Annotated in this window: 17 protein-coding genes; 4 read left to right on the top strand and 13 right to left on the bottom strand. The window is 56.8% G+C overall.

Features of this window, described 5'->3' with window-relative positions; genetic code table 11:
- The first annotated feature begins 32 nt into the window (after positions 1 to 32).
- The 3 genes from pdxH to pdxY all read left to right on the top strand — a co-directional run bounded on the left by pdxH (position 33) and on the right by pdxY (position 3,043).
- The gene (gene pdxH, locus A936_RS07970) at positions 33 to 689 is read left to right on the top strand and encodes a pyridoxamine 5'-phosphate oxidase (protein WP_008456433.1); all 657 of its coding nucleotides are present in this window, start codon (positions 33 to 35) and stop codon (positions 687 to 689) included.
- Positions 690 to 829: 140 nt separating this feature from the next.
- Positions 830 to 2,104, top strand: coding sequence for a tyrosine--tRNA ligase (gene tyrS / locus A936_RS07965; RefSeq protein WP_008456432.1), 1,275 nt, complete (start codon positions 830 to 832; stop codon positions 2,102 to 2,104).
- Positions 2,105 to 2,182: 78 nt separating this feature from the next.
- Complete coding sequence (gene pdxY, locus A936_RS07960; protein WP_008456431.1) at positions 2,183 to 3,043, top strand: pyridoxal kinase PdxY; 861 nt, start codon at positions 2,183 to 2,185, stop codon at positions 3,041 to 3,043.
- 47 nt (positions 3,044 to 3,090) lie between these two features.
- Here the strand turns inward: pdxY and gstA are convergent, their stop codons facing one another.
- The 11 genes from gstA to ydgT form a co-directional block, all read right to left on the bottom strand.
- Entirely contained in the window at positions 3,091 to 3,693 is a 603-nt protein-coding gene (gstA, locus tag A936_RS07955; RefSeq protein ID WP_008456430.1) for a glutathione transferase GstA, read from the bottom strand.
- Between the two features lie 109 nt (positions 3,694 to 3,802).
- Complete coding sequence (gene dtpA / locus A936_RS07950) at positions 3,803 to 5,308, bottom strand: dipeptide/tripeptide permease DtpA (protein ID WP_008456429.1); 1,506 nt, start codon at positions 5,306 to 5,308, stop codon at positions 3,803 to 3,805.
- Positions 5,309 to 5,914: 606 nt separating this feature from the next.
- Entirely contained in the window at positions 5,915 to 6,550 is a 636-nt protein-coding gene (nth, locus tag A936_RS07945) for an endonuclease III (protein ID WP_008456428.1), read from the bottom strand.
- Positions 6,550 to 7,239: an electron transport complex subunit E gene (locus A936_RS07940; RefSeq protein ID WP_008456427.1), complete on the bottom strand. Its 690-nt coding sequence runs from the start codon at positions 7,237 to 7,239 to the stop codon at positions 6,550 to 6,552. Before A936_RS07940 ends, nth begins: the two co-directional genes overlap by 1 nt.
- Entirely contained in the window at positions 7,236 to 7,862 is a 627-nt protein-coding gene (rsxG, locus tag A936_RS07935; protein WP_008456426.1) for an electron transport complex subunit RsxG, read from the bottom strand. The genes A936_RS07940 and rsxG overlap by 4 nt, the downstream gene beginning before the upstream one ends.
- Before the next feature lie 9 nt (positions 7,863 to 7,871).
- Entirely contained in the window at positions 7,872 to 8,924 is a 1,053-nt protein-coding gene (gene rsxD, locus A936_RS07930) for an electron transport complex subunit RsxD (protein ID WP_008456425.1), read from the bottom strand.
- Positions 8,925 to 10,880, bottom strand: a complete 1,956-nt coding sequence (rsxC, locus tag A936_RS07925; protein WP_008456424.1) for an electron transport complex subunit RsxC — start codon at positions 10,878 to 10,880, stop codon at positions 8,925 to 8,927. It lies immediately after the preceding gene.
- On the bottom strand, positions 10,873 to 11,451 hold the full coding sequence (rsxB, locus tag A936_RS07920) for an electron transport complex subunit RsxB (RefSeq protein ID WP_008456423.1): 579 nt from the start codon (positions 11,449 to 11,451) through the stop codon (positions 10,873 to 10,875). Before rsxB ends, rsxC begins: the two co-directional genes overlap by 8 nt.
- Positions 11,451 to 12,032 carry an electron transport complex subunit RsxA gene (gene rsxA, locus A936_RS07915; protein WP_008456422.1) on the bottom strand — a complete coding sequence of 194 codons (582 nt, stop codon included), beginning with the start codon at positions 12,030 to 12,032 and terminating at the stop codon, positions 11,451 to 11,453. Before rsxA ends, rsxB begins: the two co-directional genes overlap by 1 nt.
- A 77-nt stretch (positions 12,033 to 12,109) precedes the next feature.
- Positions 12,110 to 12,550: a DUF2569 family protein gene (locus A936_RS07910; RefSeq protein WP_008456421.1), complete on the bottom strand. Its 441-nt coding sequence runs from the start codon at positions 12,548 to 12,550 to the stop codon at positions 12,110 to 12,112.
- Between the two features lie 78 nt (positions 12,551 to 12,628).
- Complete coding sequence (ydgT, locus tag A936_RS07905; protein ID WP_008456420.1) at positions 12,629 to 12,862, bottom strand: transcription modulator YdgT; 234 nt, start codon at positions 12,860 to 12,862, stop codon at positions 12,629 to 12,631.
- 339 nt (positions 12,863 to 13,201) lie between these two features.
- Here ydgT and A936_RS07900 point away from each other — a divergent pair, with 339 nt between their 5' ends.
- The gene (locus tag A936_RS07900) at positions 13,202 to 14,242 is read left to right on the top strand and encodes an oxidoreductase (RefSeq protein ID WP_008456419.1); all 1,041 of its coding nucleotides are present in this window, start codon (positions 13,202 to 13,204) and stop codon (positions 14,240 to 14,242) included.
- A 35-nt stretch (positions 14,243 to 14,277) separates the two neighbouring features.
- On the opposite strand, the gene A936_RS07895 is transcribed toward A936_RS07900, so the two are convergent.
- Both A936_RS07895 and A936_RS22690 read right to left on the bottom strand, forming a co-directional pair.
- On the bottom strand, positions 14,278 to 15,993 hold the full coding sequence (locus A936_RS07895; RefSeq protein ID WP_008456418.1) for a ShlB/FhaC/HecB family hemolysin secretion/activation protein: 1,716 nt from the start codon (positions 15,991 to 15,993) through the stop codon (positions 14,278 to 14,280).
- An 89-nt stretch (positions 15,994 to 16,082) separates the two neighbouring features.
- Positions 16,083 to 16,874 (bottom strand): collagen-like triple helix repeat-containing protein, encoded by a 792-nt coding sequence (locus A936_RS22690; protein WP_008456416.1) that lies wholly within the window; start codon positions 16,872 to 16,874, stop codon positions 16,083 to 16,085.
- Between the last annotated feature and the right edge of the window lie 10 nt (positions 16,875 to 16,884).

The following is a 16,884-nucleotide window of genomic DNA, read 5'->3' as shown; positions in this document are numbered from 1 at the left end:
AGCTCCACCCGAGGATAGCCTGATGTAACGCCATGTCTGATAACGACTCTTTGCAACAGATTGCGCATTTGCGCCGCGAATACACCAAAGGTGGCCTGCGCCGCCACGATCTCACCGACACCCCGCTGCCGCTTTTTGAACGCTGGCTGGCTCAGGCCTGCGAAGCCAAACTTGCCGACCCGACCGCCATGGTCGTGGCCACGGTTGACGAAAACGGCCAGCCGTATCAACGCATCGTCCTGCTAAAGCATTTTGATGAAAAAGGGCTGGTGTTTTACACCAACCTGGGCTCCCGCAAGGCGCACCACATCGAACACAACCCCCGCGTTAGCCTGCATTTCCCGTGGCATATGCTGGAGCGCCAGGTGATGGTGCAGGGCACCGCCGAGCGGTTATCCACCCTCGAAGTGTTGAAATACTTCCACAGCCGCCCGAAGGACAGCCAGATAGGCGCCTGGGTATCGAAGCAATCGAGCCGCATATCCGCGCGCGGCGTGCTGGAAAGCAAATTCCTCGAGCTGAAACAGAAGTTTCAGCAGGGGGAAGTGCCGCTGCCGAGTTTTTGGGGCGGCTACCGCGTCAGCATCGACCAGATGGAGTTTTGGCAGGGTGGCGAACACCGTCTGCACGATCGCTTCCTCTACCAGCGCGACGGAACAGCCTGGAAAATAGACCGCCTCGCGCCGTAAAGTCAGGATTTTCACCTTAAGCGCTGGTGCTAACTGCGCCAGCCCTTTATTCTATGTCCCCTAAAAAATGAATTCTTTCGCCAGTGGGCGAAAAGCCGTGTACCGGCAAAGGTGCAGTCGTATTAGAGATGGAGAATTTGATGTCGAACATCAATTTGATCAAACAATTGCAAGAGCGGGGCCTGGTGGCCCAGGTGACGGATGAGGATGCGTTAGCAGAGCGACTGGCGCAAGGGCCAATTGCACTCTATTGCGGCTTCGATCCGACCGCCGACAGCTTGCATTTGGGCCATCTGGTTCCACTGCTGTGCCTGAAACGCTTTCAGGAAGCAGGCCATAAGCCGGTTGCCCTCGTGGGCGGCGCCACCGGTCTTATCGGCGACCCAAGCTTCAAAGCCGTTGAGCGTAAGCTAAACACCGAAGATACCGTGCAGGAGTGGGTGGAAAAAATCCGCCGTCAGGTTGCGCCGTTCCTCGACTTTAACTGCGGGGATAATTCTGCCGTCGCCGCAAACAACTACGACTGGTTCGGCAGCATGAACGTGCTGACCTTCCTGCGTGATATCGGCAAGCACTTCTCTGTTAACCAGATGATTAACAAAGAAGCGGTAAAACAGCGTCTGAACCGCGATGACGTGGGGATCTCTTTCACCGAGTTCTCTTACAACCTGCTGCAGGGTTACGACTTCGCCTGCCTGAACAAACTGCACGGCGTGGTGCTGCAGATTGGCGGTTCTGACCAGTGGGGCAACATCACCTCCGGTATCGATCTGACCCGCCGTCTGCATCAGCAGCAGGCTTTCGGCCTGACCGTGCCGCTGATCACTAAATCCGACGGCACCAAATTCGGTAAAACCGAAGGCGGCGCGGTCTGGCTTGATCCGAAGAAAACCAGCCCGTACAAGTTCTACCAGTTCTGGATCAACACCGCGGATGCCGATGTGTATCGCTTCCTGAAGTTCTTCACCTTTATGGACATTGCAGAGATCAATGCCCTGGAAGAAGAAGACAAAAACAGCGGGGCTGCACCTCGCGCCCAGTACGTGCTGGCCGAGCAGGTCACCCGTCTGGTGCACGGTGAAGAAGGTCTGACCGCGGCCAAGCGCATTACTGCCAGCCTGTTTAACGGCAACCTGAGTGAACTGAGCGAAGCCGACTTTGAGCAGCTGGCTCAGGACGGCGTGCCGATGGTCGAAATGGATCGCGGTGCCGACCTGCAACAGGCGTTGGTGGATTCCGAGCTGCAGCCATCCCGTGGCCAGGCGCGTAAAACCATCTCGCAGAACGCAATCACCATCAACGGTGAAAAACAGTCTGACCCGGAATACTCCTTCACCGAAGGCGACATCCTGTTTAACCGTTACACCCTGCTGCGCCGCGGTAAAAAGAACTACTGCCTCGTCTGCTGGAAATAAGTTATCGGAATAGAAAAGCACGGCTTATGCCGTGCTTTTTTTTAGCAAGCACAACACCTGGCGATACCTGAGTCGAAAATGAAAAACATTCTTGCCATCCAGTCCCACGTGGTATTTGGTCACGCCGGTAACAGCGCCGCCGAATTCCCGATGCGCCGCCTGGGCGCCAACGTCTGGCCGTTGAACACGGTGCAGTTCTCCAACCACACGCAATACGGGCAATGGACCGGCACGGTGATGCCCGCCAGCCACCTGAGCGAGATTGTGCAGGGGATTGCGAATATCGGCCAACTGGAGCGCTGTGATGCGGTTCTGAGCGGATATCTGGGCTCGGCTGAGCAGGGCGAACATATTCTTTCCATTGTGCGTCAGGTAAAAGCGGCTAACCCGAAGGCAAAATACTTCTGTGACCCGGTGATGGGGCACCCGGAGAAAGGCTGTATCGTGGCGCCTGGCGTGGCGGAATACCACACGCGCTACGCCATGCCTGCCAGCGATATCATCGCGCCGAACCTGATTGAGCTGGAAATTCTCAGCGGCCACAGCGTAAACAACGTGGACGAAGCCGTGGCGACGGCCCGGGAGCTGATTGCTCAAGGGCCGGAAATTGTGCTGGTGAAGCACCTGGCGCGCGCAGGCTACCAGCAGGATCGTTTTGAAATGCTGCTGGTGACGGCGGACGAAGCCTGGCACATCCATCGCCCGCTGGTGGACTTTGGCGAGCGCCAGCCGGTTGGCGTGGGTGACGTGACCAGCGGCCTGCTGCTGGTTAAGCTGCTGCAGGGGGCAACGCTGCGTGAAGCGCTGGAGCACGTTACGGCGGCGGTGTACGACATTATGGTCGTCACCAAACGCATGGCCGAGTACGAACTGCAGCTGGTCGCGGCTCAGGACGGGATTGCCAAACCCGAACACTATTTCACCGCGGTGAAGCTCTGAAATAAAAAACGCCCTCAGCAGAGGGCGTTTTGCTATCCAGGCCTGATTTAAATCCCTTCGGCGGTCAGCGCCGCAGACACAGCCGGGCGCGCCTTCATGCGCTCAACGTAGGCTTCGATGTTTGTCAGCCCGGCCAGATCCAGCTTCAGGCCATAGGCCCAGCGCAGCACGGTAAACAGGTAGGCGTCCACCACGGTGAAGCGGGTCCCCATCAGCCACTGCTTACCCTGCAGCGACTCGTTCACATAGTGGAATTTCTTCTCCATCTGCTTGCGAACCACGGCCTTGAACTCTTCAGGGGTTGCCGGGTTGAACAGCGGAGAAAAGCCTTTATGCAGCTCGGTTGCCACATAGTTCAGCCACTCCAGCGTGTGATAGCGAGTCATGCTGCCTGCTGGGGCCAGCAGATGGCGATCGGGCACTTTATCCGCCAGGTATTGCACGATAGCCACGCCCTCGGTCAGCAGAGAGCCGTCATCCAGTACCAGAGCGGGCACCTGTCCTTTGGGGTTAATGGCGAGAAAATCGTCACCGTTTTCGGTGCGCTTGGTCGCGAGGTCAACTTTCACCAGCGAAAAGTCCAGGCCAGATTCACGCAGGATAATGTGTGGGGAGAGGGAACAGGCACCGGGCTTGAAATACAGTTTCATGACGAACTCCTTTAGGGCGCTAAGATAACTTATGTTAGTGCGGACACCGGGAAAAAAAAAGCCGCCAGCTGTGAGGCCGGCGGCTAAATAATCATTTTTCCTGGAGAAATTACGCGGTAGCGGTTTCGTTAACCTTTTCGGCTTTGTCTTCGCTCAGCGTCATGCGGTTCAGCTTCGGCGCGGTCAGCAGCATCAGCACGGCAATCACGCCGGTGACGATACCGATCTGCATGAAGACACGACCGTAGACTTCCAGAGACTGCAGCGGGTCAGTCACGTTTTCCGGCACCGCCATTAGGCCTGCAACTTTACCGGCGATGATTGCTGCACCCGCAGTCGTCAGGAACCAGCTGCCCATGATGAAGCCCATCAGGCGCTGGGGTACCAGCTGTGCCACCATTGCGAGGCCCAGGCCGGAGATCATCAGCTCACCAATACTCTGCAGCGCATAGCTCAGAATCAGCCAGTTTACGGACACAATACCCGCTTCGTTAGCGAACTTCGCGCCAACCGGCAGAACCAGGAAGGCGAAGGAGCACAGCACCATCCCGATTGCGAACTTGTGCGGCATCGGCAGGCGGTCGCCCATTTTGTTGTAGATAGCGGCGAGAATCGGGCTACCAATCATGATCCAGAACGGGTTCAGCGCCTGGAACTGCTCGGCTTCGAAAGTGATGCCCAGAATTTCGTGGCCCACGTTGCGAATAGCGAAGAAGTTCAGGGAGGTTGGCATCTGGCTGTAAAGCACGAAGAAGACGATAGCTTCAACCATCAGGATGAAGGCCACGATCATCTTGCGGCGAGCCGCGCCTTTCATCGCAAAAGCTTCTTTCGCGAAGATAATAACGATACCCAGTGCAACGAAGCCCAGCACTGCGCGAGCAATGCCCTGGTTGTGCAGCAGCCAGGTTGCCACGGCAATAAGCACTACAACGCCTGCGACGGTTGCTATCAGCTTACCGAAGTGCACCGGTGCGAAGTCAGGCTTAGAGCCATAGTTCTTCACCCACCTCTTACAGAAGATGAAGTTCACCAGCGTAATCAGCATGCCCACGAAGCTAAGGGAGAACGCGGTGCTCCAGCCATACTGCGCCGCAAGCCATGGGGTGGCGAGCATAGAGAAGAAGGAGCCGATGTTGATGGACATGTAGTACATGGTGAATGCACCGTCCAGGCGCGGGTCGTCTTTCTCATAGCAGGTTGACAGCAGCGCGGAAGGGTTAGCCTTGAACAGGCCGTTACCTACGGCGATGGTCGCCATCCCGATATACACCACGCTCACGTCGTGGCCGGAGTAGGCCACAAGGGCGTAACCGATAGCCAGTACGACGGTACCAAGCATGATAACGCGTTTGGTGCCGAGGACTTTATCGCCCAGCCAGCCGCCAATCGCGACCAGGCCATAAACAAGGGCGCTAAAGGAGGAGAACAGCGTGATGGAGTCCGCTTCGGACATGCCCAGCATTTTGACCAGGTAAACGGCCATGATGCCTTGCAGGCCGTAATAGCCGAAACGCTCCCAGAGTTCGATAGAGAAAATCAGGTAGAACGATTTAGGTTGCTTAAAGGCGTTTAGACTAACGCTTTCTGCTGGTTCTTTGTTTGCAGTCGACACATATACCTCTTTTTTTACATCCCGCTTTAATTAAGGGGCTTACTTATGTCTTACCGCATGGGTAAGCATTTTTCTTGTTATTAGGAAGGAAAAACGGGGGGTAATGTTCACTATCCAGGGGTTGCAGGCAAGGGGTTTGTAATATTCTGTTACATATATCCATGGCAAGATAATACGCCATCAGGTGAATTGTTATTCAGCGTTAAATTTTACCAATTCATTTATTAACGATTTTTTGTCTTTTTTCAAAGCGATTTTTTAACATTATAGTTATATATTCTGCTTATTAAGCTGTGATGCAGTGTTAATGACCACTATATTCAATATGTCTGGCCTATTGTATGGCCGTAGATCCATTATTGCTAACGATAGCAAGGCGTTAGTGGTGATTTCGTTACCTTTACGCAACCTCAGGTTATCAAAGTGATGCAGATCACAAATTTATAGAAATTTCTTATCGCAAAAAAACGATTAACCTGGTGAGCCGGTTAATCAACGAACAATATAAAATCACATTGCGTTATTCATGGGATAAAAGTGTGCAGCTCGGGTAGTTTTTAGGCAGGGAAGTTCAGAGGAAGCCCGGTACAGAGCCGGGCGAGGCTATCAGGCGTCAACCTTCTCTTTAAATTCGCAGAGATCTTCGATAATGCATGAGCCACAGCGCGGCTTGCGCGCGATGCAGGTATAGCGGCCATGGAGGATCAGCCAGTGATGGCAGTCGACCTTAAATTCTGCCGGAACCACCTTCAGCAGTTTTTCCTCTACCTGCTCGACGTTTTTCCCGGCAGCAAACTGAGTGCGGTTACACACCCGGAAGATATGGGTATCGACGGCAATCGTTGGCCAGCCGAAGGCCGTGTTCAGCACGACGTTGGCGGTTTTACGGCCTACGCCCGGCAGCGCCTCAAGCGCCGCCCGGTCCTCAGGGACTTCGCCACCGTGCAGGTCAAGCAGCATGCGGCAGGTTTTGATCACATTCTCCGCTTTGCTGTTAAACAGGCCGATGGTTTTGATGTACTCCTTTACGCCGTCTACCCCAAGCGCCAGCATCGTCGCCGGGGTATTGGCGACAGGGTACAGCTTTGCCGTCGCCTTGTTGACGCTGACGTCGGTGGCCTGAGCGGACAGCAGAACCGCAATCAGCAGCTCAAAAGGGCTGCTGAAATTGAGTTCGGTTGTCGGATGAGGATTGTTGTCTCTCAGGCGGGTGAGGATCTCAACGCGCTTGCTGTTATTCATTAAGCCTTCTCTGCATTGCCTGCTACGGCGGCGGCGCTTTCGCGGGCGCGACGTGCCTTCATTTTTTCATCAATGAGGTATTTTATCGCCAACAGCATACCGAGGCCAATAAAGGCGCCCGGCGGCAGCATGGCGAGCAGGAAAGGCGTGTCGGTATGGAAGACTTCAATGCGCAGCACTTTCGCCCAGTTGCCAAGCAGGCCGTCCGCGCCGTCAAACAGGGTGCCGTTACCAATAATCTCGCGAATGGAGCCTAAAACAAACATTGCGCTGGTCGCGCCCAGTCCGGTGGCAAACCCATCCAGCGCGGCATAAGGCACGCTGGCTTTTGCCGCGTAGGCTTCGGCTCGCCCGACGACGATACAGTTGGTGACGATGAGCGGGATAAAGATCCCCAGCGACTGGTAGAGCCCAAATGCATAAGCGTTGATCAGCATCTGCACGATACTGACCACCGAGGCGATGATCAGCACGTACACCGGAATACGAATCTCAGCGGGCACCCAGCGGCGCAGGGCGGAAATTGTCCCGTTGGTCAGCGTCAGTACCAGCGTGGTTGCCAGCCCAAGCCCGAGGGCGTTGGTGGCGGTGGAGGTGACGGCCAGCAGCGGGCAAAGGCCCAGCAGCTGAACCAGCGCCGAGTTATTTTTCCACAGCCCGTTTACCAGGACGCGTTTTGTTTCGCTCATTGTTGTTCTCCACAGGCCGGCAATTCGTTGAGCTGCGCGGGCAGGGTTTCTGCAAACAGGCCAGCGCGCTTAACGGCATTGACTACCGCGCGCGGGGTAATGGTTGCCCCGGTAAACTGCGTGAACTGCCCGCCGTCTTTTTGGACCGCCCAGCTCGGGTCATTGCTGCCCTGAATGCGTTTGTTAGCAAAGTGGGTGATCCAGTCGCTGAGACGCAGTTCTATTTTATCCCCAAGCCCCGGCGTTTCGTGGTGTTCGGTCACGCGGGTGCCGAGGATGGTGCCGTTAAAATCGGCGGCAACCAGAATCTGTATAGCACCAGAATAGCCGTCCGGCGCGGTGGCTTCCATGACAACGGCAACGGGCTTATCGCCTTTACGCGCCACATAAATATGTCGGGCGCCTTTGCCTAGCGGGGAGTCCTTCACTAGCAGGCAGCTGTCCTGAATAGGGTTATCGTAGACGTCATCGGCAATCACCTGATCAAATAACATTTTTTGCTGCAGCGCCGATTGCTGGGCAATTGTCGGTTTGGTGAGTTCGTTGACCAGCGCCGTCAGCCCGGTAAACAGAGCGGCAAACAGCGCCAGGGCTACGCCATGCTTTTGCATTGTTTTAAACATAGCGTCTCCTTAGCGGTGGCCGTACGCGCGAGGGCGGGTGTAGTAGTCGATCAGCGGCACGGTAATATTACCCAGCAGCACGGCGAACGCCACGCCGTCCGGGTAGCCGCCGTAAGTGCGAATCAGCCAGACCAGCAGGCCAACCAGCGCCCCGAAAATCAGTCGTCCACGGTTGGTCGTTGAGGCGGTGACCGGGTCAGTCAGGATAAAGAACGCGCCGAGCATGGTCGCACCGGAGAACAGATGCACCATCGGCGACAGGCATTTTTCCGGGGCAATAACCCAGCCGAGCGTGGAGCAGACGACCAAAGCCACCAGGAAGCCCGCCGGGATATGCCAGCGAATGGTGCCGCGCCACAGCAGGAACAGACCGCCCGCCAGATAAGCCAGGTTAACCCACTGCCAGCCGAGGCCCGCCAGCGCGCCGCCATAGATTGGCGCACTCAGAAGTTGCTCTGCGGAGTGCCCCGCGTGCAGACCGGTTTTGAAGGTGTCCAGCGGCGTGGCCTGGCTGATGCCGTCCACGCCCATGCGCAGCGTATCCATGGTACCGCCGGTGGCGGTTGCGCCGTGGAAAATCACCTGCAGGCTGTCAACAAAACCCGGTACGCTGGCGGCAATGGACTGCGGCGGCAGCCAGGAGGTCATCTGCACCGGGAAAGCAATCAGCAGCACAACGTAGCCAATCATCGCCGGGTTAAACGGGTTATTGCCAAGGCCGCCATAGAGCTGCTTGGCAATGATGATGGCAAACACCATCCCGACAACCACCATCCACCATGGCGCGAGAGGCGGAATACTGATCCCCAGCAGCAGGCCGGTGAGCAGCGCCGAGTTATCGGCAAGGTGGTTTTGTACGGATTTTTTGCGCAGACGCAGCACCAGCGCTTCGGCGACCATAGCGCTGACGATCCCCAGTACAACCTGAATCAGCGTTCCCCAGCCAAACCAGTACCACTGCATCGCGATGCCGGGCAGGGCTGCGAGACAAACCAGCATCATAATCCGCGCGGTGCTGCGCTGATTATGGGTAAACGGAGAGCTTGCGATTTTAAAAACCATTTATTCCTCTGGAGACATCTGAGCGGCTTTACGCGCCTGAACGCGAGCAATTGCCGCAGCCACTGCAGCTTTGCGTGGATCTTGTTCTTCTTGTGGAGCTGATTGTTCGCTTTCCGCTTTCTGCGCCGCTTTGCGAGCCTTGGCTCGGGCAATGGCGGCCTCAACGGCGGCCTTACGCGGGTCAACGGCTTCTGGCTCAACGGCAGCTGGCTCAGGGCTTTCTGCGTTTTGTGCGGCTTTGCGAGCCTTGGCACGGGCGATCGCGGCTTCAACGGCAGCCTTCCGCGGATCGGTTTCGGTGCTGCTCGCCGATTCTGCCTGTAGCGCTTTCTCGGCCTGGCGCGCGCGCGCTTCAGCTTTACGGGCTTCGCGGGCGGCAATCATTTCGCTATTGTCCGGCGTACTGCCGGCTTTCACCATTATAGGTTCGTCGCTGGCCTGCGCTTTTTTGCTTTTTACGCGGGCAAGTGCGGCCTGAATGGCATCGTTATCTTTTGCCGTCGGCTGAACCGCGGCATTTTTATGGCGCTCAAGGCGAGCGGCTTTCTCACGCTCCAGCCTTTCCTGCCGTGCCTCAAAGCGAGCCTTAGCCTCAACGGTGCGTTTGGCTTCCAGCTCAATCTCACGGATTTCGGCCTTTTCCTGGCGGAAGTACTGCACCAGCGGAATATTGCTCGGGCAAACGTAGGCGCAGGCCCCGCATTCGATACAGTCAGACAGGTTGTAGGCGGTGGCTTTGTCGTGCTGCTGGCCTTTGCTGAACCAGTACAGCTGCTGCGGCAGTAGATCGGCCGGGCAGGAGTCCGCGCAGGCGCTGCAGCGAATACAGCCTTGTTCTTCTTCCTGCTCGCCCATTTCAGCCGGAGACGGGGCCAACAGGCAGTTGGTAATTTTCACTACCGGCACATCGAGCCACGGCAGGGTGAAGCCCATCAGCGGCCCACCCATAATCACTTTCTGATCCTGTCCTGGGCGGAAGCCCGCAAAACTGAGCAGGTGGCTGACCGGCGTGCCCAGACGCGCCCAGACGTTGCCCGGCTGAGTTATGGATTCACCAGTTAAAGTGACGACACGCTCGGTCAGCGGTTCGCCGTCGATGACCGCACGTTTAATGGCATACGCGGTGCCGACGTTCTGCATCAGAATGCCAATGTCGGACGAACGGCCCCCGTGGGGCACCTGCTTGCCGGTTAAAATCTGCGTCAGCTGCTTGGCGCCGCCGGACGGGTATTTCGTCGGGATGACCCGCAGCTGCATATCGTGGCTATTAGCCAGCACCGCCCGCATCATGGAGATCGCCTGCGGCTTGTTGTCCTCAATGCCAATAAGAATGCGCTGTGGCTTCAGAATATGGGCCAGAATGCGCACGCCTTCGATAATTTGCGCGGCACAGTCCTGCATCAGGCGGTCGTCGGCGGTAATGTAGGGCTCGCATTCGGCGGCGTTCACGATCAGCGTGTCAATTTTATCGCCGCCGCCCTGCAGTTTGCTGCCGGTCGGGAACCCTGCGCCGCCCAGCCCGACCACGCCGAACTGGTGAATGCGTTCAATAAGGGCTTCACGGCTCTGGCAGCGGTAGTCGCTCCAGCCGTCTCGTTCAATCCAGCGGTCCTCACCGTCAGCATCAAGAATGACGCTAAGTTCGGCGAGGGCAGAAGGATGCGCGGTTGAGTGCGGCTCAATAGCCTTAATGGTGCCGGAGGTTGGAGCGTGTACCGGCAGCATACGCCCGCGTCCACGGGTCAGAGGCTGGCCGCGCAGCACATAATCACCGGGTTTGACGCACAGTTCACCTTCCGCGCCGATGTGCTGCTTCAGCGGAATCACGAGCTGGGAGGGCAGCGGAACCTGGCGCAGCGGCGTGCCGTTGGACTGGGTTTTCATCTCCGGGGGATGAATGCCGCCGTCAAAGTCCCAAATTCTGTCTTTTTTAAAGCGATTGAAGATATTAAGCATGGTTATCCGCCGGGATCATACGCACCGGGATGGTCTGCAAATCCCATTTCCAGCTTTCGGTCGTCGGGCTGACGGGGATCAGGTCGATGCAGCGGGTAGGGCAAGGGTCGACGCAAAGGTTACAGCCTGTGCACTGGTCGCTGATCACGGTATGCATGGCGCGGGTCGCGCCTACAATCGCGTCAACGGGGCAGGCCTGAATGCATTTTGTGCAGCCGATGCAGTTTGCTTCGTCAATCACGGCGAGCATGCGCACCGGCTCTGCGGCGGTGGCGTCGCCGTCAATCGGCTGGGGCTCCACGTTCAGGGCGCTGGCAATCTTCAGCATTACGGCTTCGCCGCCCGGCGCGCAAAGGTTGATTTTCGCGCCCTGGTTGCCAACGGCCTCTGCGTAAGGACGGCAGCCTGGGTAACCGCACTGGCCGCACTGGCTCTGGGGCAGCAGTTCGTCAATGCGGTCAACAATCGGATCTTCTTCTACTTCAAAGCGGCGAGAGGCATAGCCCAGGATCAGGCCGAACAGCAGCCCCATCAGCGTGACCGAAATAATGGCCATCCACAACGTTGTCATCAGAACTTCACCAGCCCGCTAAAGCCCATAAAGGCGAGGGCCATCAGGCCTGCGGTCACCAGCGCGATAGCGTTGCCGCGAAACGGGGCTGGAATATCGGCTACAACCATACGCTCGCGAATGGCCGCGAACAGCACCATCACCAGCGAGAAGCCAAGCGCGGCGGAAAAGCCGTACACCGCCGACTGCAGGAAGTTATGGCCCAGATTGATGTTGAGCAATGCCACGCCGAGTACGGCGCAGTTGGTGGTGATCAGCGGCAGGAAGATCCCCAGCAGGCGATAAAGCGCGGGGCTGGTTTTACGCACCACCATTTCGGTGAACTGCACGACAACCGCGATAACCAGGATAAACGCCAGGGTGCGCAGATAGATCAGGTCCAGCGGCACCAGGATAAGTTCGTCAATGATCCACGCAAAAATAGAGGCGAGCGTCATCACGAAGGTGGTCGCCAGCCCCATGCCGATGGCGCTTTCCAGTTTTTTGGAAACCCCCATAAACGGACACAGACCAAGGAACTTCACCAGCACGAAGTTATTGACCAGCACGGTACCCACAAAGAGCAGCAAATAATCTGACATGATTCGACCTGAAACAAAAAAAGCCGCCTATTATCGACGAATCGGCGGGCGGCGACAACGGGCTATCTATAGGGTTATTACGGGTTAATGAAGGTCTGCTTCACTCGCTTCGAACGCTTCAAATAAGGCACCAGTAATGCCGCTGCAAGCAGAGAAGGCAGCAGCAGTTGAACCGCGACCTTGTCGCTGACCGGCGAAAATGCGAAGGATTTAATCGCCAGCAGCACGGTGAGCAGCAGCCACAAAATATAATGACGGACCACATTCTGGCGGCGTTTAAAGAACGCGATAGTCAGCCAGAGGGTATAGGCCCACATTGCCATCGCACAGGCGACGGACAGGCTGAACAACAGCGTTGTTTTTGCGTCTGCGCTGCCCAGCGCCTCGCGGGCTGCCGGGGACAGAATCATCATCAGGAAACTTAACAGCGCCACCGAGCTGCTAAGCAACGACATCAGCAGCCAGGCCAAAGGGGCAAGGAGCCAGCCGGCAATGCGCGGGGGTTGGGGCGTCGTCATGTGTCCTCCCGATTTTAAATAAGGTGAATAAAGCGGGGGGATTATAAGGGATTTTGCCGCTAATGCTACCGGCAGCGGCTATACAACGTAACGCCAGACCGTTTTCGGCACACATCCAAGGTCAAAAAGACGTCCGCCGGAGGCCAGTTCGGCCCTGCGGTGATCGGCCGCGCGGTACATATTCATGATTTCCTGGCTGTCGGTCAGGGTGTAATTCAAGTGATCAAAAAGCTTTTCCAGATTTTCCTGCGAGCTTATTTTGCGGAATTTCATCAGGTAGTCCAGGGCACTGAGAGGTGTTGCATTTTCCATGGCGGGTATCAATTAATCACGGTCGGCGGATTGAGAGGCGATGATAATCGCAAACTCGGTCGCGACTTAGCGCTATTATTACTCAACGGAACAATTAGGAGTTTTCTTTGCAAGATCCAGGAATATCGCGTCCTGGACTACATAAAAATCTTCTTAATTTTAATTTACCCTGGCCGTTCGGGCTAAATGAAGACAGTTATTTAAAGCCATAATAACTGTCTGGATGATTAGCAATAATGGCGGTCTTATGCCTGAGCAATGCGCAATCCAGAAACTTGCTGTTGTCGTCCACCGGGGGATAAGGTGAAATGCCGGAGTTCATTAAAGAGAGGAAAACACATGAGTGATACCATCCGCGTCGGGCTTATCGGTTACGGTTATGCCAGCAAGACTTTTCATGCACCGCTGATTTCCGGTACGCCAGGAATGATCCTCGCCGCAGTTTCCAGTAGCGATGCTGAAAAAGTGCACGCTGACTGGCCGGGGATGACGGTCGTGTCCGATCCTCAGCACCTGTTTAAAGATCCCGCCATCGATCTGATTGTCATTCCTACCCCGAATGACACCCACTTCCCGCTGGCTAAAGCTGCGCTGGAAGCCGGAAAACATGTCGTCGTTGATAAGCCTTTCACCGTCACGCTATCCCAGGCGCGGGAGCTGGATGCGCTGGCTAAAAAGCTCGGCCTGCTGCTGTCCGTGTTCCACAACCGCCGTTGGGATAGCGACTTCCTGACGGTGAAAAATTTGCTGGCGGAAGGGACGCTCGGCGAAGTGGCCTATTTTGAATCCCACTTTGACCGCTACCGCCCGCAGGTACGTAACCGCTGGCGTGAACAGGCGGGCGTCGGCAGCGGTATTTGGTACGATCTTGGGCCGCATCTGCTTGATCAGGCCATCACTCTGTTTGGGCTGCCAGTCAGCCTGACCGTGGACCTCGCGCAGCTTCGCGCCGGGGCGCAGGCGACCGACTACTTCCACGCCGTGCTGGCTTATCCGCAGCGTCGTGTCGTGCTGCATGGCACGCTGCTGGCGGCGGCGGAAACGGCGCGTTACATCGTGCACGGCACGCGTGGGAGCTACATTAAATACGGCCTTGATCCGCAGGAAGATCGCCTGAAAGCGGGCGAACGACTGCCACAGGAAGACTGGGGTTACGACATGCGCGACGGCGTGCTGACCCTGGCACAGGGCGAGATAATGGACGAGCAGACGCTACTGACCGTGCCGGGTAACTATCCGGCTTATTATGCGGGAGTGCGTGATGCTCTGGCCGGTAAAGGTGAGAACCCTGTCCCGGCAGCCCAGGCGATTCAGGTCATGGAACTGATTGAGCTGGGCATCGAGTCCGCGAAAAAGCGCGCGACGCTGAACCTTGTCTGAGAATGCCCCTCACCGCGCCCGGTGAGGGTTAACCGTTAATGCAGATTGTTAAAGTTGTAGGTGAAGGTCAGGCTGAAGCGGACATCGCGGCGGCTGCTGTCGCTGGGTAAATCAGCCAGTGGCCTCGCCGCCTCAACGGAGACAGTATAGTGGCGGCTGTCGCCCACCGTTACCCCGGTTGCAATCGAGGCCAGACGCTGATGACGGAAGCCCGGCTGATTGAACCAGGTCTGGGCAGTATCTGCCACGACATAGGGCTGCACCGTGTTAATCCACACGCCCTGATCGAGACTATGGAGATAGCGCATTTCAACCTGCCCGCCGTAGCCGTAATCTCCGCTGGCCTCGCCGTCAGGATATCCTCGGCCAAAACGCTGCGCCCCGAAGCTTACGCGCTCAGCTTCGGGCAAATTATTGTTTGACCAGTCCCCCTCCAGCGACGTACTCAATCGCCATTTAGGCGCGACCAGCCAGGCGGCATCGACGTTGCCCTTCCAGCGCGTAAAGTTGAGATTAGTGTTTAATCCCGGCGTGACGCTGGCCCCAAAGGCATCAATACCCTTGCGCAGGGTCAGGCGTGCGCTCCAGTTGGCGGTGTCGTACTCGCGGTAGCCCCAGGCCGAAAACTCTGCCGCCGGGTAGCGAGCGCGCTGGCTGACGCCGGGCAAATCAATGGTATTGCCGAAGCCGCTGGCGCGCAGCGCATAATCGTCGCGCTTATCGACATAATCCAGCCCGCCGCTGACCGAAAACTGCTTCTTGCGCTCAAGCAGCAGCGGGTAGCTGAAGGCTATTCCCCCGGTGTACTGGGTGGTTTTTTCCTTTGCGTCGATAGAAATGTTCTGCGGCAAATAAAGCAGCGGCGTGTAGTCGCTGGGGTTTTCACGATAGAAGCTGCCTTTCAACTGCATCAGCAGGCCGTTATCGGTGAGGTATTGCTGATAGTTGGCCCCAAAGTAGGTTTTTTTCGTGCTGCTATCCAGCGGCACCAGCGTGGCAAGCCCCAGCTGATCGCCGTGGCTGGTGAGGTTGCTGAGCGTGCCGTTAATCAGCGCCAAGTTTGAGCCTTTGCGCGTGTCTATCGTGGAGGAAATATCCCAGATATGCGGCTGCGTGGCGTCGACTTTCATATCCGCCGCGCCATAAATGTTGTTAGGTAGCGCGGCATTGGCCTCCACTTTTGTCGCCGGCGTGCGCTGCATCAGCAGGCTGTAGCGGTCAAATGTGGCCTGACTGAGGGGTTTTTCATTCATCATTAGCGCCGACAAACGGCTTAAGCGTTCGCCCGTATTAGCGTTATCGCTTTTGATGTTGCTGTGCGCAATATAGCCTTCAACCAGCACAATACGCACCGTGCCATCATGGAAATTGTCGCTCGGCAGGTAAGCGTAGGACAGCGGCAGGCCATCCTGCTGATAGCGCTGGGTAATGTTATTGGTCAACGTTATCAACTGGGCCAGCGGGACTGTTTTGCCGACCAGCGGCATAAACGGCTGAACCAGCGAGTCGAGTTTATAGCGCGTGCCGCCAATAAACTGCAGATGTTTCACCGTAATCGGCGTCTGCGGGGTTAACTTCGGAACCGGCAGCGAGGTTTTTACTTCTGGCTGTTTTTGCGGGGCAGCAGGTATGGCAAGAGAACGAGCAGCTTTTGCGGGGTTATTAGGGTCGATAAGCGTGGGGGACATATCGGCATAGCTGATACTCAGCGTAGCGCCATAAAGCAACACGATACCCAGACGAGTGTCCATAGTGATCTCCCTTAACTGCGCAGCGAAAAAGATGCTGTGAAAAAAGTGCTCCCGCCGTTACCACGGGAGCACATGTGCCATAGTGAGCACTATTTGGTTTTCAAAAGACCGCTGACCGCGCCGGTAAGCCCGACTTGCTGGCCTGAACTTGTGCTACTGCCTGTCGCACTGGCGTTGACATTGGTGGTTAGCGAAGAGGTCAGGCCGCTCACTGTGGTGCCAAGGCCGGTCACCAGGCCATTGCCCCCCACGCCGAGCGAGCCAGAAGCCCCCGCTGAAACGGAGCCTGAGCTGCTGCCGGTTTGCACTGGTTTCACCAGCGCTCCGCTGTCAGTCACCACCTGCCCGGTATTCTGGACAACCTGCCCCACGCCGCTGAGAGAAGGGTTGCTGCCGCTTATATTGGTCCCCAGACCGCTGACGGCTCCCCCTGTGGTGGTCAGCAGGTTACTGACTGGCGTACCCAGCCCGGTAGCCCCGCCCACGGCCTGAGTGGCTTTCTGCGTATCTGAAAGGGTGGTGTTAACCAGCCCCGTAGCGCCAGTTGTCAGGTTGGACACGCCAGGGCTTTGTACAGTTTGAGTCAGGGCATTCCCTGTACCGGTCACGACTTGCCCCGCAGTATTGACCAGTCCACCTGCGGCACCAGTTACCCCGCCGACTGGCGTATTGGCTGTGGAGCTTGCGAGATTAGTCCCGAGTGCTGAAACGGTTGTCCCAAGGCCAGACACGGCATTGGTCGCACCGGTCACGGTGGTGCCCACCCCGTTAGGATTGTTAGCATTGCCAAGGCCATTCACTACGCCGTTGCCGACGGTTGAAATGGCGCTGCCGGTGCCGTCCACGGCCACGGCAACCGTGGAGGTGACAGGATTATTCACCGGTAACTGA

This window comes from Enterobacter sp. Ag1, assembly GCA_000277545.1.
Taxonomy (GTDB): domain Bacteria; phylum Pseudomonadota; class Gammaproteobacteria; order Enterobacterales; family Enterobacteriaceae; genus Cedecea.
The sequence above is the reverse complement of the archived record's forward strand: the minus strand, read 5'-3'. Positions and strand labels throughout refer to the sequence as shown.

What these genes read in the sequence shown, in the direction of transcription:
- pdxH (WP_008456433.1), top strand. Translation starts at nt 33, where the DNA reads ATGTCTGATAACGACTCTTTGCAACAGATTGCGCATTTGCGCCGCGAA.
- tyrS (WP_008456432.1), top strand. Translation starts at nt 830, where the DNA reads ATGTCGAACATCAATTTGATCAAACAATTGCAAGAGCGGGGCCTGGTG.
- pdxY (WP_008456431.1), top strand. Translation starts at nt 2,183, where the DNA reads ATGAAAAACATTCTTGCCATCCAGTCCCACGTGGTATTTGGTCACGCC.
- gstA (WP_008456430.1), bottom strand. Translation starts at nt 3,693, where the DNA reads ATGAAACTGTATTTCAAGCCCGGTGCCTGTTCCCTCTCCCCACACATT.
- nth (WP_008456428.1), bottom strand. Translation starts at nt 6,550, where the DNA reads ATGAATAACAGCAAGCGCGTTGAGATCCTCACCCGCCTGAGAGACAAC.
- A936_RS07940 (WP_008456427.1), bottom strand. Translation starts at nt 7,239, where the DNA reads ATGAGCGAAACAAAACGCGTCCTGGTAAACGGGCTGTGGAAAAATAAC.
- rsxG (WP_008456426.1), bottom strand. Translation starts at nt 7,862, where the DNA reads ATGTTTAAAACAATGCAAAAGCATGGCGTAGCCCTGGCGCTGTTTGCC.
- rsxD (WP_008456425.1), bottom strand. Translation starts at nt 8,924, where the DNA reads ATGGTTTTTAAAATCGCAAGCTCTCCGTTTACCCATAATCAGCGCAGC.
- rsxC (WP_008456424.1), bottom strand. Translation starts at nt 10,880, where the DNA reads ATGCTTAATATCTTCAATCGCTTTAAAAAAGACAGAATTTGGGACTTT.
- rsxB (WP_008456423.1), bottom strand. Translation starts at nt 11,451, where the DNA reads ATGACAACGTTGTGGATGGCCATTATTTCGGTCACGCTGATGGGGCTG.
- rsxA (WP_008456422.1), bottom strand. Translation starts at nt 12,032, where the DNA reads ATGTCAGATTATTTGCTGCTCTTTGTGGGTACCGTGCTGGTCAATAAC.
- A936_RS07910 (WP_008456421.1), bottom strand. Translation starts at nt 12,550, where the DNA reads ATGACGACGCCCCAACCCCCGCGCATTGCCGGCTGGCTCCTTGCCCCT.
- ydgT (WP_008456420.1), bottom strand. Translation starts at nt 12,862, where the DNA reads ATGGAAAATGCAACACCTCTCAGTGCCCTGGACTACCTGATGAAATTC.
- A936_RS07900 (WP_008456419.1), top strand. Translation starts at nt 13,202, where the DNA reads ATGAGTGATACCATCCGCGTCGGGCTTATCGGTTACGGTTATGCCAGC.
- A936_RS07895 (WP_008456418.1), bottom strand. Translation starts at nt 15,993, where the DNA reads ATGGACACTCGTCTGGGTATCGTGTTGCTTTATGGCGCTACGCTGAGT.